Origin of the sequence: Companilactobacillus hulinensis, from assembly GCF_003946555.1 — a bacterium.
Classification (GTDB): Bacteria; Bacillota; Bacilli; order Lactobacillales; family Lactobacillaceae; genus Companilactobacillus; species Companilactobacillus hulinensis.
In genome coordinates, this window is record NZ_RHOO01000003.1 from 131,152 (window position 1) to 146,153 (window position 15,002).

Annotated in this window: 13 protein-coding genes; 6 read left to right on the forward strand and 7 right to left on the reverse strand. The window is 36.6% G+C overall.

Annotation, left to right across the window (positions count from 1 at the left end):
- Positions 1-113: 113 nt before the first annotated feature.
- Positions 114-1,541 (reverse strand): amino acid permease, encoded by a 1,428-nt coding sequence (locus EKM66_RS02975; RefSeq protein WP_125761546.1) that lies wholly within the window; start codon positions 1,539-1,541, stop codon positions 114-116.
- Positions 1,542-1,742: 201 nt separating this feature from the next.
- On the opposite strand from EKM66_RS02975, the gene EKM66_RS02980 reads away from it, so the two are divergent.
- The 3 genes from EKM66_RS02980 to EKM66_RS02990 all read left to right on the forward strand — a co-directional run bounded on the left by EKM66_RS02980 (position 1,743) and on the right by EKM66_RS02990 (position 5,932).
- Complete coding sequence (locus EKM66_RS02980; protein WP_125761548.1) at positions 1,743-2,678, forward strand: NADP-dependent oxidoreductase; 936 nt, start codon at positions 1,743-1,745, stop codon at positions 2,676-2,678.
- Between the two features lie 126 nt (positions 2,679-2,804).
- Positions 2,805-3,845, forward strand: a complete 1,041-nt coding sequence (locus tag EKM66_RS02985) for an SLAP domain-containing protein (protein WP_125761550.1) — start codon at positions 2,805-2,807, stop codon at positions 3,843-3,845.
- Between the two features lie 302 nt (positions 3,846-4,147).
- Positions 4,148-5,932, forward strand: a complete 1,785-nt coding sequence (locus EKM66_RS02990; RefSeq protein WP_125761552.1) for an SLAP domain-containing protein — start codon at positions 4,148-4,150, stop codon at positions 5,930-5,932.
- A gap of 233 nt (positions 5,933-6,165) precedes the next feature.
- Here the strand turns inward: EKM66_RS02990 and EKM66_RS02995 are convergent, their stop codons facing one another.
- Positions 6,166-6,489 carry a helix-turn-helix domain-containing protein gene (locus EKM66_RS02995; RefSeq protein ID WP_125761554.1) on the reverse strand — a complete coding sequence of 108 codons (324 nt, stop codon included), beginning with the start codon at positions 6,487-6,489 and terminating at the stop codon, positions 6,166-6,168.
- 226 nt (positions 6,490-6,715) lie between these two features.
- On the opposite strand from EKM66_RS02995, the gene EKM66_RS03000 reads away from it, so the two are divergent.
- Positions 6,716-6,994 (forward strand): hypothetical protein, encoded by a 279-nt coding sequence (locus EKM66_RS03000; RefSeq protein ID WP_125761556.1) that lies wholly within the window; start codon positions 6,716-6,718, stop codon positions 6,992-6,994.
- A 240-nt stretch (positions 6,995-7,234) separates the two neighbouring features.
- Here EKM66_RS03000 and EKM66_RS03005 read toward each other — a convergent pair whose 3' ends face one another.
- Complete coding sequence (locus EKM66_RS03005) at positions 7,235-8,617, reverse strand: DHA2 family efflux MFS transporter permease subunit (protein WP_125761558.1); 1,383 nt, start codon at positions 8,615-8,617, stop codon at positions 7,235-7,237.
- A 119-nt stretch (positions 8,618-8,736) separates the two neighbouring features.
- On the opposite strand from EKM66_RS03005, the gene EKM66_RS03010 reads away from it, so the two are divergent.
- Together EKM66_RS03010 and EKM66_RS03015 are read left to right on the forward strand one after the other, a co-directional pair.
- Complete coding sequence (locus tag EKM66_RS03010) at positions 8,737-9,162, forward strand: MarR family winged helix-turn-helix transcriptional regulator (protein ID WP_125761560.1); 426 nt, start codon at positions 8,737-8,739, stop codon at positions 9,160-9,162.
- A 267-nt stretch (positions 9,163-9,429) separates the two neighbouring features.
- A complete protein-coding gene (locus EKM66_RS03015) occupies positions 9,430-10,569 on the forward strand; it encodes a trans-sulfuration enzyme family protein (RefSeq protein WP_125761562.1) in 1,140 nt (379 codons plus the stop codon).
- 46 nt (positions 10,570-10,615) lie between these two features.
- Here the strand turns inward: EKM66_RS03015 and EKM66_RS03020 are convergent, their stop codons facing one another.
- From EKM66_RS03020 to argC, 4 genes are all read right to left on the reverse strand, one after another.
- Positions 10,616-11,764, reverse strand: coding sequence for an acetylornithine transaminase (locus EKM66_RS03020; RefSeq protein ID WP_125761564.1), 1,149 nt, complete (start codon positions 11,762-11,764; stop codon positions 10,616-10,618).
- 95 nt (positions 11,765-11,859) lie between these two features.
- Positions 11,860-12,591, reverse strand: coding sequence for an acetylglutamate kinase (argB, locus tag EKM66_RS03025; RefSeq protein ID WP_125761566.1), 732 nt, complete (start codon positions 12,589-12,591; stop codon positions 11,860-11,862).
- Between the two features lie 28 nt (positions 12,592-12,619).
- On the reverse strand, positions 12,620-13,840 hold the full coding sequence (argJ, locus tag EKM66_RS03030) for a bifunctional glutamate N-acetyltransferase/amino-acid acetyltransferase ArgJ (RefSeq protein ID WP_125761568.1): 1,221 nt from the start codon (positions 13,838-13,840) through the stop codon (positions 12,620-12,622).
- Between the two features lie 14 nt (positions 13,841-13,854).
- Positions 13,855-14,880: an N-acetyl-gamma-glutamyl-phosphate reductase gene (gene argC / locus EKM66_RS03035; RefSeq protein ID WP_125761570.1), complete on the reverse strand. Its 1,026-nt coding sequence runs from the start codon at positions 14,878-14,880 to the stop codon at positions 13,855-13,857.
- Positions 14,881-15,002 lie beyond the last annotated feature (122 nt).

Here is a 15,002-nt window from a genome sequence, read left to right on the forward strand (position 1 = left end):
TTTTCATGAAAGTACGTAAATTTGTGAGAAATTCTAATAAAATTTCTATTTTTTACAAAAAGCGTCCTTAATTACTAAAATTAAGGACGCTTTATAAATATATTGTTCGTTATTTAAAATTCTTCTTCTGCTTCTTCAAACGCATCGTCAGTCGATGTGATTCCAACTGGAGTATGATCACGACCGCGTTCACGAATGAAGTAAATTACGGTCATAACAACTAAGAAGGCGACACCAACTAACAATGAAACAGTTGTCTCGGGATTCATAAACATGAAAACCAAAATAACTATTAATGAAGCAATAGCCAAGTAATTACTGATTGGATATAGTGGCATTTTGAAAGGATGATCTTTCATGTGCTCAGCGTTTTGTTTCCTGAAACGAAGTTCACTGATCAAAATAACAAACCAAGGAACCATTCCAGGAAGAACACTGGAACTATAAACAATTACGAAAATATCACTTGAAGTGTGGAATAAGATAGGTAAAGAATAGTTCAAAATCAGGCCAACCAGAATTCCGATAGAGATCGTTAGAACTGGTACATAAGGAACATTATGAGAAGATAATTTTGTAAATGATTTTGGTAGGTATTTTTCTAATCCCAGAGTGAAGAGCATTCTGCTGGAACTGAAAATACCAGAGTTACAACCTGACATCGCAGCTGTTAACATAACAAAATTGATTATTTCAGCTGCAAAGGTAATCCCAACTTTAGCAAAGGTTTCAACGAAAGGAGAACCGATCGTACCCAGCTTGTCCCAAGGATAGATTGAGACGATCACAAAAATTGCTCCGATATAAAAAATCAAGATTCTACCAACAATTGAACGAATAGCACGAACAATGTTGTTTTGAGGATCCTCAGCTTCACCAGCTGTAATACCGATGACCTCAACCCCTTGATATGAGGCGACGACAATCGATAGTGCGAAGACGAATCCCTTGATACCACCGGTGAAGAAGCCGCCATTAGTCCAGAGATTGCTGATACCAATTGGCTGACCGTGGTTACCAACACCGAAGATGATAACTAATAGTCCCAGAATAATCATGAAGATAATTGTGACAACTTTGATCAGAGCAAACCAGAATTCCAATTCACCGTATGCTTTAACAGAAGTTAAATTGGCGATACATAATGTAACAACTACAACGACACCGGCAATCCATTTCGGCATGCTAGGCCACCAGAATTCCAAATAAGTTCCGACAGCAATAACTTCACTGATACCAACTACTAAGTATTGGAAGACGTTGCTCCAAGCCGTTAAGTAACCGACGACTGGGTGAATATATTCAGTCGCAAACTTGGCAAATGATCCAGTCGAAGGATCAACATAGAGCATCTCACCTAAAGCACGCATGACCATGTATAGGATCAATCCAGCTAAAGCGTATGCTAACAAGACAGAGGGTCCGGTCCATTTGATGGTAGAAGCCGAACCCATGAAGAGCCCGACTCCAATCGTCCCACCAAGAGCAATCATCTGCATTTGCCTAGATGAAAGACTTCGACTTAATGATTTTTTTGCCATACGTAATCCCGTCCTTTTAGCTTTTGTTCACTTCTAGTGAACATGTGTATTAAGAGTATGAAACTTATCATACTACTAGTTTGTGAAATTGTCTTATATTTTTTGATGTAAAACGTTTTCAAACAAAATGTTTGAAAATTTGCTAGTATTAACTTAAAGTACTAAAACATAGGTAAAATGCATTGCGAGGGGAATTATCAAATGAAAGCAGTAATTATTAATAAATATGGAAATGTTGACGAGTTAAAAATGGAAAACATTGCTATTCCAGAAATAGCTGATGATGAGGTATTAGTAGAAGTGAAAGCAACTTCCGTCAATCCAATCGATTGGAAGCTTCGAGAGGGATATTTGGCAGAAGGAATCCCACTAAAGTTTCCTATTGTATTAGGTTGGGATGTTGCAGGTGTGATTACTAGAATCGGTCAAAAAGTTACAGGCTTCAAAACTGGAGATAAGGTCTTGGCTCGTCCAGATCTAACAAATCGTGGTACTTATGCTGAATATACAGCCGTTAAAGAAGATAAGTTGGCAATGTTGCCAGAGAATGTTTCTTATGAAGAAGCTGCTGCATTACCATTAGCTGGTTTGACTGCTTGGCAAGGAATCTATGAAAATCTGGAAGTTAAGCCTGGTCAGACAGTCTTGATGCAAGGTGGTGCTGGTGGTGTTGGAATTATCGCCATTCAGCTGATGAAACATATTGGTGCTCACGTTATCACGACCGCCAGTGCTAAGAATAAAGAGTTCCTAGAAAGTTTAGGAGCCGAACAAGTTATTGATTATCACGATACCGACTTTTCACAAGTGTTGAGTAACGTTGATGCAGTCTTTGATACTATTGGTGGCGATACATTGAAGAAGAGCTATTCGGTTTTGAAACAAGGTGGACGTCTAGTTACTATTTCTGGTGACATTGATGAGAAGTTAGCTGCAGAGAAAGATATTACAGCTAAGAGTATTTGGTTGCACCCGAATGGCAAACAATTAACGGAATTAGTTAATTTGGTCAATGATGGAGTTGTCAAAGTTATAATTGATAGTACACATCCATTCACTGAAGACGGTGTAAAGGCCGCACAAGAAGTCAGTGAATCACATCATGCTAAGGGTAAAATCGTTATTTCAATGAAGTAAAAAAGAAACGTAATAAGAGGCTGGCTTGCCTTTTGTTACGTTTCTTTAACATTTGTCATAATGTACTTGTACATATGTTCGCCTAAGATTATATTTAAGGTAGCGTTCAATTGGGAGGACTACTATATGATTAAGAAATCATTGATTTTGAGTGGTGTTTTATTTTCAGGTTTAATGTTAGGAACAACTGTTACACCAGCAGTTGTTAATGCTGCAGATAAGACTGAGGATACAGCAACAACTGATACAAAAAAGGATGTTACAGCTACTGTTAATTACTATGATGCCAAGGGCAATCAAATTAGTTCTGAAACCGTTACTGGTGCAGCTGGAACAACACATGCTTTGAAGAATATTCCATCAGGATATGCATTACAAAATGCTTCAGATAAGAATATTATCTTGGTACAACCTAAAGATAGTAATTCATACAACCAAACTGTTTTTGTAAATGCAGTTATTTCAAATAATATTATCTTCAAGACAGCTGATCAAACACAAGTAGGTACAACTACTGTCTCATCACTAAATGTTGGTGACAAAGTTGATCTAACTGATGCACAAGTTCCATCAGGATATGCTGTTGCTGACAAGTCAGTAACAATGCAAGCTGATAAGAATACACAGATCATTACCGTTACAAAAGTTGATCCTATCAGTAATTTCAAAGGTGTTGTAACAACTGGTGACAGTTCATCAACAACTTTGTATTCTAAGACTGGGGATGCCATTAAGTCACGTGCTTTGAGTGCAAACTCAGCTTGGTCAGTTGATAAGAAGTTAGTTCTTAGTGGTGTTACATATTACCGTGTTGCTACTACAGAATGGGTTAAGGCTGACGATGTAACCGTTAAGGCAGATCCAAGTACTGACACAAACACAAGTACCGATACTAATACCAACACAGATAAAGACAAAGACAAAGATACAAATACTGATACCAGCGATACAAAGTTACCAGATGGAATTGTAAAGTCTGATAAGACTGCTGTTACAACAACATCAGATGGTCCTACAACATTGTTCAAGACAGATGGATCAGCAATTAAGAATCGTGCATTAGGTGGCCACACAAGTTGGGCAACAACTAAGATGGCTAATATTAATGGCGAAAAGATGTATAAAGTTGCTACAAACGAATGGGTACCAGCTTCAGAAGTTAAATAATTAAAATTGTATATTTATATATTTTTAAAGTTCTCTTTGAGTGACTTAGGTCGCTTTGAGGGGACTTTTTGTTTGAGCTGAAATTATTATTGAGTAGATTTTAAAAACTTAGAATAAAATTGTTTTATTTATGTGCCAGATGGGTGGATATTAATTTAAATTTATCGATTGTAATACTTAATAAATAAGCATTTATAAATTTGAAAATGTTTTTTCAAAGTGTTGAATTGGCTCTGTTTCTCTATATCATATTAGTTACATCTAGTTATTATGATGAAAAATATGAGTGGGGAAATAAATTGATGAAAAAGAGGTCTTTAACAATATCTACTATATTATTCTCAAGTATTTTGTTGGGAATGATTGTTTCAAACCCGTCTGAAGTTTATTCAGATGTAAAGAATACAAATTCAAAAGAATTAGAAAATAATGAAATTGAAAATGAAGTTGTTTTTCTAAGTAAAGATGGCAATATGGTGGATACTATTAAAATCACTGGAAAAGTTAATAGTATTGTCGAACTAACTAAATTAGAACTTCCTGCTGGTTATAGACTAGCACCTGATAATAAGAAATTTAAAATCACTAAAAACGGTAAACATATTGTTGTCATAAGTGCTATGAAAATAAAAAATGTAATTAAGTTTGTCGAGTATGGAAACGAAAAATTCATAAGTAAGTCTCAAATTGAAGGCTATACTGATGAGTCATATGATCTTTCTAGTAGATTACCAAAGGGTTATAACTTTAGTCCATTTTGGGAGCGTACATTTACCATATCTGCGACCGAAATGGAACAAAAGGTAACTTTATCCAAAATAATAACCAACAAAAATAAAGTTCAATTTATTGATAGTTCTAATGTAGTTATAGAAGAAAAAGATTTTTTAGGGGATGTTGGAGATACATATAATCTTTATAGTGATATTCCTGACAATTATGAGGCTATAGAAGGTCAGTCTTTAACAATTCATTTTAAAGAAGGCTATATTACACACGTAATTAAAGTTAAAAAAACAATTTCTGAACCTGAGGTACCTGAAATTCCAGAGGTTCCAGAAGTTCCACAAGAACCTGAAAAGCCCAAAGTTGTTACAAACATATTCGAATTCAAAGACTATTACAATGAGGGAATTAAATCAATCGCCACGTACAAGGCTACTGGTAAAGATGGTGATAAGGTGGCATTTCCTAAAAAAATACTTCCTAATAATTACGAACTCAAAAATGATGAAAAGTATGAAATTGATGAACAATTGAATACTCGCGTTGTATGGGTAAGAAAAATTATTACCAATAACGTAGAATTTGTAAATTATTCTGGTGAGGTAGTAGGTAAGGAATCCTTCAAGGGTGGAGAAGGTGTTGATAAAAAATTAACTGCACCTAAAGGTTACAAATTTATTAATGGTACTGATCATGTAACATTGAGTTCAAAGAATATGAATAAGACAATTTTAGTTGTCCCTGAAAAAGAGAAGGAAACCCAGGTAACTATCAAAATAGAGTTTATAGATAATAAAACTAACAAAAAAATTACAACTGGATCCATTTCTGGAAAAGAAAATACGAAGCAAAAAGTATTAATTCCAATTGGATATAAGGTTTCAAAGGGATATAGCGAATATGTAAATATGGATAAAAATACACCTTTGCTAACTATTAAATTGGATGCTGAATTAGGAGTAAATGAGCAACACTATTCCACAAATGTACTTACACATGCAAATAAACAGGTGTCACTGTACAATATTAAGGGTCAAATGATTGAAGATCGGGCATTAGCCGGCAATTCAGTCTGGCATGTTGATAGAAAAATGGTTCTTAATGGCCAGACATTCTATAGGGTTGCGACTAATGAATGGATCAAACGTGAAAAGGTATTGGAATACGTCCATAGTAAAGGGATTATAAATACTAAGAATGGTTCGTTTAAAAAGTTGTACAACTCTAAGGGAGTTCGTAGTACAACTAGAGCTCTAGCGAGTAATTCAAGTTGGGCAACTGATAAAACAGCAACTATCAACGGTCAAAAAATGTATCGAGTAGCTACTGATGAATGGGTATCCTCATCTGATATTAAATAGGTAAAAATGCAAAAGACGTAAATCTGAAAACTCAGATCTACGTCTTTTTTTGTATCTTTTTGAAATGTAGTTTTTAATACTTTTTTTGAATTGTTATTTTCAACACAATCCCTAAAAATCATTGTAATGCTAAAAAATCTGTAATATATTGAGAGTGTCTCATGAAGAGATACAAAATGTTACATGTTTTAAGACGTGAAAATAAACAAGCAATCCATTATGGATTGCTTGTTCTATAAATTATTCATTGAAGATAATAGCGCTAAAATCTTTTCTGATAGTTCTTCACGTTTATCACGGGGAAGGTTGGCTAAAAAATCTAGTAACTCGAGATACTTGATACCATTATTGGCTGGCTCGTCAAAGAGATCAGATAACTTCAAATTTACTGCGGTAGAGATTCTTTCCAGTTTGTTTATTGATATGTTGCTGTTAACGCCACGTTCGAGCTGTGAAACCAGACTCTCACTGACATCGGCCTTTTCCGCTAACTGCTCAATGGTTAAGCCCAATGACCTTCTCTTGTCACGTATTATTTTACCGATTTCGTTAATCATTCATTTACACCTCAAATCATTCCTTATGCAACCTTAGTTGAGAATGGAAACGATTTGAACAGATGATAGTACGTATTTTGAAGAGTATTAAGTAAAATAATATTTACAGATTGTAAAGATAGACATAATGTGTCATTAGTAATAATGGCATAATAAATGCTTTTACTAATTTATCAAGTTCTATAGTACGTGTTCTGCAAAATATAAAGAAAATGAGGCATACAAAATGCTACAAATTAAACTAGTTCCATATCATGAAGAAGTCGCTAAAAGTGAGAAACAATATGTGTTCACTGAAAATTTGAATATGACCATTCAAAATTTAGAAGCAAACGATGACAAGGTGATCGATATCGATTTCTTCGACACTAAAGATACTGCTTATGCAGCTATTAAATACAATGTTCAAAATGATAAGGAGCAAGAATACTTATCAAAAAAGAATCAATCTCGTGAAGGTAATTTGAAGAGACTTAGGGATATGAATAATGAGGAAAATTACTAAGTTTTTTTAATTTGTACTAAATACAGTTTATAATACATTAGTTTAGAAATGGTACGTAATATATAATTACTCAAACTATATGGGTGGTGATATTGGCGGATTGTATCGAGATGTTTATTCTGTAAATCCTAATATAGGCGATTCTCTATATTAATTTGAGAACGATGAGAAACAAGACAACTTCAATATGTCAAAAAGTGATTCGTTTACTTTGAAAGGCACGTCAGATTTGTAAGTTAATTAACGTTTCCTAGTAGCCGAATTCAACAACAAACAAGCAATAATTATGAACACAAGTAACATCAAAAATGCATGTTGTGCACCGATAGCAGTCTTGGCCGAATAGCTGAGGCTGCTATTTGCGTTCTGCGAGAATGCGATAACGGTGGAGACAATCGATGTACCAACAGCTCCAGCAAATTGCTGAACGGTATTGAACATTCCGTTACCATCAGCGTTTTGGCTATCATCTAACTGTTGAAGTGCATTGGTCATAGTATTTCCCATTACTGCACCCATTCCGAGCATCAGGATAATATAGATGATCATAATAGTTGCCATTGTTAGACCTTTACCGAGTATAAAGAATAATACTAAGGCGATCATTTGCATAATAATACCGGTCATGATTGGTTTCCTAGGTCCAAGTTTGTCGTAAATCGTCCCGCTTAATGGGGCTAGAATTGCACCAATAGCGGCACCAGGTAAAACAATTAATCCGGCAACCAAGGCACTTTTATCATTTACCAATTGAATATAGTTAGGAAGGATAAATGATATTCCCAGTGCTTCTAGTTGAATCAAAAAGTACGCAGATAGATGAAGTGAGAAGGATTTGTTTTGAAAAACCTTTAGATTGAGCAATGGATTATTAGAGCTAGTTGAATGTTTTAAGAATAATATTAAAGCAGCTATACCGATAACAAATGGGATAAGGAATCTCATAGGACTTGAAGTGATGGTTGAAAGGTTACTGAATCCCACGATAATTCCAATAAAAGTTAGTGCTATATAAAGTAATCCAGTTATGTCTAACTTACTGTGCTGTGGAGTAGAAACCTGTTGGATCGAGAATAGGCCTAATAGTAGCGCAAGAATTACAATCGGTAACAGGAACATAAAGATACTGCGCCATCCAAAGGCGTCGATAACTAATCCCCCAAAAGTTGGACCAACTGCAGGAGCAACAGCTGTGACTAGTGTTCCTAGTCCCATTAAGAATCCAATTTTGTCCATTGGTGCCTGTTCTAATATGATATTGAACATCAGTGGCAACGCAATTCCGGCACCGACTCCTTGTATAACTCGTCCACTGACTAGTTGAATGAAATTTGGTGAGGTAATGTCGAGTAGTAATCCGATAATGAATAAGATAGAAGCAACCGAAAATAGTTTTTTGGATGTGAAATTATTCTTGAGGAAAGCTGAAAGAGGCATCATGATTGATGCCACTAATAAATACCCAGTTGTCATCCATTGGACGGTTGAAGTATTGACGTTGAATTCCCTCATTAAAGTGGGAAAGGTTACGTTTGTCGCTGTTTCAATAACAACTCCACAGAAGGATAAAAGTCCGGTGGCGATGATTGAAATTAATAGTTTTGAGTTTAATTGACGGTTCATGTAAAAATCCTCTCTAAATAATTGTTAGAATTCAAACTAACTAAGAAAGTTATAACACAATCATCGCTACCTGTGCTAGTATTAATTGAATGTTCGAATCTTAACAATAGGAGCAAATCATGGATAGACTATTTGGTACTTTGATCAAGAAAGCTAATAATGCTGTTACTAGGGATGCTGAAAGATTCGCCCAGACTCTAGGATTGACGAGTGTTCAAATCAGTATTATTGATTACGTTTCGCATGAAGAAAATAAGCGGGATATCTTTCAAAAAGATGTCGAAAAGGAATTTAATATTAGACGTGCAACGGCTACTAGTGCTCTAAAGTTAATGGAAGAACGTGACTTGCTGGTTCGAGTGTCTGTGAAGTCTGATGCCAGATTGAAGAGAATTATTCTCACTCCAAAAGCACATGCATTGGCTGAACAAATCAATGATTATTTCAATAAAACTGAAGCGAGAATGGTCAAAGCGATAGGAGTGGAAAATAAATCTCTCTTAAAAAATGCTTTAAATCAAGTTATTGAAGAATTATCTGATTAATCGTAGCGTTATAACGATGAAACTTTGATTGACAAAGCCTTTTAAGAGGCTTATTCTCATAAACATAAATTAAACGGGAGGTCCTCGATATGTTTTTAGCTGATATTCAAACACAAAACAGTTGTTGTTGTGGTTCGCATCTTATGCGATCCACTAGTTTGAGTATCTAAAATTTCGATGGGCTCAAAATTTAGTGATAGTCGTGTAGGGTGCAGATAATTATATCTGCACCCTTTTTTTACGCAAATTTAAGGAGGAATTATTATTATGAAATTCAATACAAAACTTATTCATGGTGGTTTCAGCGAAGATCAGACAACTGGGGCAGTTTCAACACCAATTTACCGCAGTTCAACTTTTCATCAACACGAATTAGGAGCAGGACCAAAGTGGGAATATGGACGTACTGGTAACCCAACTCGTGCATCACTAGAAGCATTGATTGCTGAAATAGAAAATGGTAAGTATGGATTTGCCTTTGCATCAGGTTCAGCTGCTATTCACGCAGTCTTTTCTACATTCTCATCAGGAGATCATATTGTGATTGGAAATGATGTTTATGGTGGAACATTCAGATTGGTTAACAAGGTTTTGAAGAGATTTGGTTTAGAATTTACCTCAGTTGATACACGTGATTTTGATGCAGTTGAGGCAGCAATTCAAGATAACACTAAGGCCATTTATCTCGAGTCACCAACCAATCCACTATTGAAGATTACTGATATCGAGGGTATTGCCAAAATAGCTAAGAAACACAATTTGGAGACAATCGTTGATAATACTTTTGCGACACCATATAATCAGAATCCATTAACACTAGGTGCAGATATTGTTGTCCACAGTGCTACCAAGTATCTTGGTGGACATAGTGATGTTGTTGCCGGATTGGCAGTTACAAATGATGACCAAATTGCTGAAGACTTAGCCTTCTTACAGAACTCTATTGGTAGTGTTTTGGGACCAGACGATAGTTGGTTATTGATGCGTGGAATTAAGACATTGGGCGTTCGGATGCGTGTTCATGATGATAATGCCAAGATTGTTTACGATTATCTTGCTGGAAATGATAAGGTTGCTAAGATTTATTATCCAGGTAATCCTGATTCTGAGGGGTACGATATTGCTAAGAAGCAGATGCGTACTTTTGGTGCAATGATTTCCTTTGAATTGCAACCGGGATTGGATCCTAAGAAGTTTGTTGAAAGTTTGAAGTTGATTGATTTGGCCGAAAGTCTTGGGGGTATTGAGAGCTTGATTGAAGTTCCATCCGTTATGACGCATGCGGCCATTCCTCGTGAGATTCGCTTGCAGAATGGTATTAAAGATGAACTTGTTCGCTTGTCTGTTGGGATTGAAGATTCTGAGGATTTGTTGGATGATTTGAAGTTTGCTTTTGATCAGATTTAGACAATCAAAAAAGCTCCGATATTGTAAAAATATCGGAGCTTTCTTTTCAAACGGTTTCAGCAGTTTTTTGCAAAACAGCTTTAATTTTACCAAGACCTTCAATCAATTTATCTTCACTCATCACAAGTGGGGGAAGCAAACGCAACGTATTGTATTTGGCAGATAGTGTCAGAAGGCCTTCAGATTGAAGTCCACTAATAATGTCGTTAACCGGATATTTATTATCAATATGAATACCGATCATCAATCCCAATCCTGTAGTATCAGAAACATTATCCAATGTCTTGATCTCGTTGTTAAGGTAATTCCAAACGACTTTAGATTTATTTTGGACGTCAGCTAAGAATGATGGGGTCAATTGTTGCAGAACTCCAGTTGCAGCGGCAAGTGAGATCTTATTACCGCCAAAGGTTGTTCCATGTGTACCAGGTCCAAAGAATTCAGCAAACTTTTTCTTACCGATCATGGCGCCGATTGGAGTACCGTTACCCAGTGCCTTAGCGGAAGTAATAATGTCTGGATCTAATCCAAATTGTTCAAAGGCAAATTTAGTACCAGTACGGCCAATACCGGTTTGAACTTCGTCAATAATTAGTATAACGCCGTTATCATTGCATGCTTTTTGAATATTTTGTAGCCAAGCTTTATTACCATCATTGACTCCGCCTTCGCCTTGAATCACTTCTAAAATGACCGCAGCAATATCTGGAGTTATCAAATCAATGGCTGCTTCGTCGTTATAGTCAGCAAAAACAATGTCAGGAACGAGTGGGGCAAATCCGACTTTAATATCAGGATTTCCAGTAAGTGACATTGATCCGTATGTACGTCCGTGGAATCCGTTATTAAAGGCAATAACAGTAGATTTACCACTGGACTTCCTTGCTAATTTGAATGCTGCTTCATTAGCTTCGGTACCAGAGTTACAGAAGAATGCTAATTGGTCATCGTTACAAAGTTGATCAGCAACCTTATCTTGCAGTTCACTCTCATAGAGATTTGAAATATGCCAAACTTTTTTGATTTGTTGTTCAACACTTTGTTGAATAATTTCATTACTGTAGCCAAAACTACAAACACCAATACCACTAGTGAAGTCTAGATAAGTTTTGCCATTATTGTCAGTTAGATATACATCGTGCCCGTCGACCAAATCGAACGGGAAACGTGAATAAGTTGGGAATACATGTTCCATAATTTAACCTCCGTTATTTGTCATTTTTATATGTGATTATATTTTAGGAAACCTTATTACCAAATAATGTTCGTAACCGGAAGCTCTATAACTGTCTACTGAAACCGAGTTCCAGGATTACTTAAATCGTCGGTAATAAATGTTTGATTGACACCATTGTTGTGAGCCGCAAAAGATGCATTTATTTTTGGCATCATTCCTGATTTGATGATATCTCTTTCAAATAAGTCATTCGCATCTGTTTCCGTTAATTGCGGAACGACTTTTCCGGAGTTCAGAACGCCGGGAACATCAGTTATTAGAACTAATGATTCCGCACCGAGTTCAACAGCGATGGTCGCTGCAGCCATATCGGCGTTAACATTTAACCAATGTCCATCTTTTGTTTGAGCTAACGGAGCTAGAACGCCAATTTGATCTTCAAGAACTTCATCGAGCCAAGACTTATTGATGCCAGTAACTTTACCAACTTCACCATATTCATCTTGGTTGAGATATTTGCCTTCGATCAGATGATTATCGCTGGCATTCATACCAATTACTGGCAGTCCTTCATCAGAAAGATACTGACAAAGTTTGGGTTGAACCATGCCTAGTAAAACAGCTTTTGTGACATCCAAAGTTGCTTTGTTGGTGACACGGATTCCGTCAACTTTTTTGACAGATAGATTTAACATCTCGCTCCACTTGGAAATCTGCGGACCTCCACCATGGATGATCAGTACATGTTTACCCGCATTCCACCAATTCTTGATTTGTTGAAAAAATGTGTCTGGTAGTTGGTTACTGGCGTTTCCGCCAATTTTTATAACGATTGTTCCTTCCATTATGAACACCTCATACTTTATTTTTAATTTAGCTTCTGTATGTGGCGTTAATTCGGACGTAGTTATATGTGAGGTCACAGCCCCAAGCTTGTCCAGTACCTGTTCCGGAATTCAAATCGACTAAAATGGTAATTTTATTATTTGATAAAGCTTGTTTCATCTCATTTTCATCGAAGTCAGCGGCATGACTATCAACCACTAGTGGAAGATTGTTGAGCCAGATCGATGTGTGATAAATATCGACTTTAGCGTTGGTTTGACCAATGGCGGCAACAATTCTACCCCAGTTAGCATCTTCACCAAAAATTGCTGATTTTACCAAATTAGAACCGACGATGGCTTTGGCAACTTTTTGACCGTCATCATGTGTAGCGGCGTTTTGTACGTTGACCTCAACTAATTTGGTCGAGCCTTCGCCGTCTTCAGCAATGTCTTGAGCTAAGGTGCTAAGGACAGTGTGGAAAGCTTCGATAAAGTCTTCGTAATCATTGCTATCTTTTGTAAGTAAGGTGTTTTTAGCCTGACCATTGGCCATTGTAACTACCATATCGTTAGTGGATGTGTCGCCATCGACAGTGATTTGATTAAAGGTTGAATCGACTTCGTTACTGAGAATTTCTTGTAATAATCCATCTTCAACGTTAGCATCTGTCATAACGAATCCCAACATAGTTGCCATCATTGGATGAATCATACCTGAACCTTTACAAAATCCACTGATAGTAACCATTTTTCCGTCAATGTTTACTTGAACACTGATAGTTTTTGCATGCTTATCAGTTGTTAGAACAGCATTTGTAACTTCGGTATTATCTGTCAGCTTAAGTTGATTGATTCCGTTTGTGATGATATCCATTGGTAGTTGTTCACCGATTAATCCAGTAGATGCAACGCCAACTAAGTTAGCATCGATATTGAGTTTGTCAGCTACTAGTTGTTGAGTAGTCAGGGCATTTTGCATGCCGAGTTCACCGGTACATGAGTTAGCTACGGCACTGTTCATGATGATTGCTTGTAATTTATGCTCTTTGTTAATAGTATTCTTGGTCAAAGTAGTAGGAGCGGCTTGGAATTGATTAGTTGTGTAAGTGCCGGCTGCTTGAGCGGGAGTACTTGAATAGATCCAGCCCATATCGTTCTTCACCTTACGAAGTCCAGCTTGTAGTCCATCTGATTGATATCCTTTGGGCCAAGTGAATGGAATAATCTGATAAGTATTAATATCTTCTGAAGTTGTTTGAATTTGCATATAAAAAAATCCTCCTAAGGCAGAACCGGTGTCAAATCGAGACCGGTTTCTGGTGTGTAGTTAAACATAGAATTAAAATTCTGAATTGCTTGTCCAGCTGCACCTTTTAGGAGGTTATCAATAACACTGACTATTACGATTTGATGGGTAACAGGGTTTAATTGATAACCGATGTCACAGAAGTTGGTCCCGACAACTTGTTTCAAAGTTGGGAAAACTCCTTCAGCGGCTTCCACAAAGGTGTCATCTGAATATGTTCGGACAAAAGCACTTCGTACTTCATCTTCAGTTATTCCAGGCTTAGCCTTTGCGTAGCAACTGGCCATTATTCCACGTGTCAGTGGTAATAGTGTTGTTGTGAACTGAATATAAGGTACGTTTTCGTCCCAAATCTTTAATTGTTGAACAATTTCTGGAATGTGTTGATGTTGGTTGACCTTATACAGTTGTAGATTCTCATTTGTTTTAGTGAAATGTGTCATTTCATTTGGTTTCTTTCCCGCTCCGGAAGTACCGGATTTGGCATCCACGACGATTGACGATGGATCGATTAAGTGATTTTGAACTAGTGGGGCTAATGCCAATAGTGTTGCGGTGGCGTAGCATCCAGGATTAGCGACATACTTAGCGTCGTTAACTTCATAAAAATCAGCTAGTCCGTAATGTGACTTTTGCAGGTATTCATCTTTAGGAGCAGATTTTTTATACCATTTTTCATAAGTCGCACGTGATTTCAATCGATAGTCGCCGGCAAGGTCGATTACAGGGAAGTCTGCTTCAATGAATGGAGCAGCGAGTTTTGTTGTAACGCCTGCGGATGTTGCGAAAAAGACAACTTGATTATTTTTCATGATTTCTACAGGATCATAAGGCAATATACTTGATCGTGATTGCAGTTGAGGTAGCACTTCTTTCAGTGGTTGTGCTACTTTTTGTGCGTGACCGAATAAGCTGACTCGATCAACCTTAGGGTGTCGTCGCAATAATTCATAAAGTACACTTCCGCTATAACCAGTAACTCCGACAAGACCAACGTTCATTGCTATCATCCTTTCTCGATGTGTGAAATATAATCATTCTAACTGAATTTTTTGTTAGAAATTAATAAAAACAGTACACTCTTGATTGTGATAAAACAAGTACTTTTTTAATGCTGATTATA

Bases quoted from the DNA above. Each gene is read 5' to 3' on its own strand.
- EKM66_RS02975 (WP_125761546.1), bottom strand. From the start codon at position 1,541: ATGGCAAAAAAATCATTAAGTCGAAGTCTTTCATCTAGGCAAATGCAG.
- EKM66_RS02980 (WP_125761548.1), top strand. From the start codon at position 1,743: ATGAAAGCAGTAATTATTAATAAATATGGAAATGTTGACGAGTTAAAA.
- EKM66_RS02985 (WP_125761550.1), top strand. From the start codon at position 2,805: ATGATTAAGAAATCATTGATTTTGAGTGGTGTTTTATTTTCAGGTTTA.
- EKM66_RS02990 (WP_125761552.1), top strand. From the start codon at position 4,148: ATGAAAAAGAGGTCTTTAACAATATCTACTATATTATTCTCAAGTATT.
- EKM66_RS02995 (WP_125761554.1), bottom strand. From the start codon at position 6,489: ATGATTAACGAAATCGGTAAAATAATACGTGACAAGAGAAGGTCATTG.
- EKM66_RS03000 (WP_125761556.1), top strand. From the start codon at position 6,716: ATGCTACAAATTAAACTAGTTCCATATCATGAAGAAGTCGCTAAAAGT.
- EKM66_RS03005 (WP_125761558.1), bottom strand. From the start codon at position 8,617: ATGAACCGTCAATTAAACTCAAAACTATTAATTTCAATCATCGCCACC.
- EKM66_RS03010 (WP_125761560.1), top strand. From the start codon at position 8,737: ATGGATAGACTATTTGGTACTTTGATCAAGAAAGCTAATAATGCTGTT.
- EKM66_RS03015 (WP_125761562.1), top strand. From the start codon at position 9,430: ATGAAATTCAATACAAAACTTATTCATGGTGGTTTCAGCGAAGATCAG.
- EKM66_RS03020 (WP_125761564.1), bottom strand. From the start codon at position 11,764: ATGGAACATGTATTCCCAACTTATTCACGTTTCCCGTTCGATTTGGTC.
- argB (WP_125761566.1), bottom strand. From the start codon at position 12,591: ATGGAAGGAACAATCGTTATAAAAATTGGCGGAAACGCCAGTAACCAA.
- argJ (WP_125761568.1), bottom strand. From the start codon at position 13,840: ATGCAAATTCAAACAACTTCAGAAGATATTAATACTTATCAGATTATT.
- argC (WP_125761570.1), bottom strand. From the start codon at position 14,880: ATGAACGTTGGTCTTGTCGGAGTTACTGGTTATAGCGGAAGTGTACTT.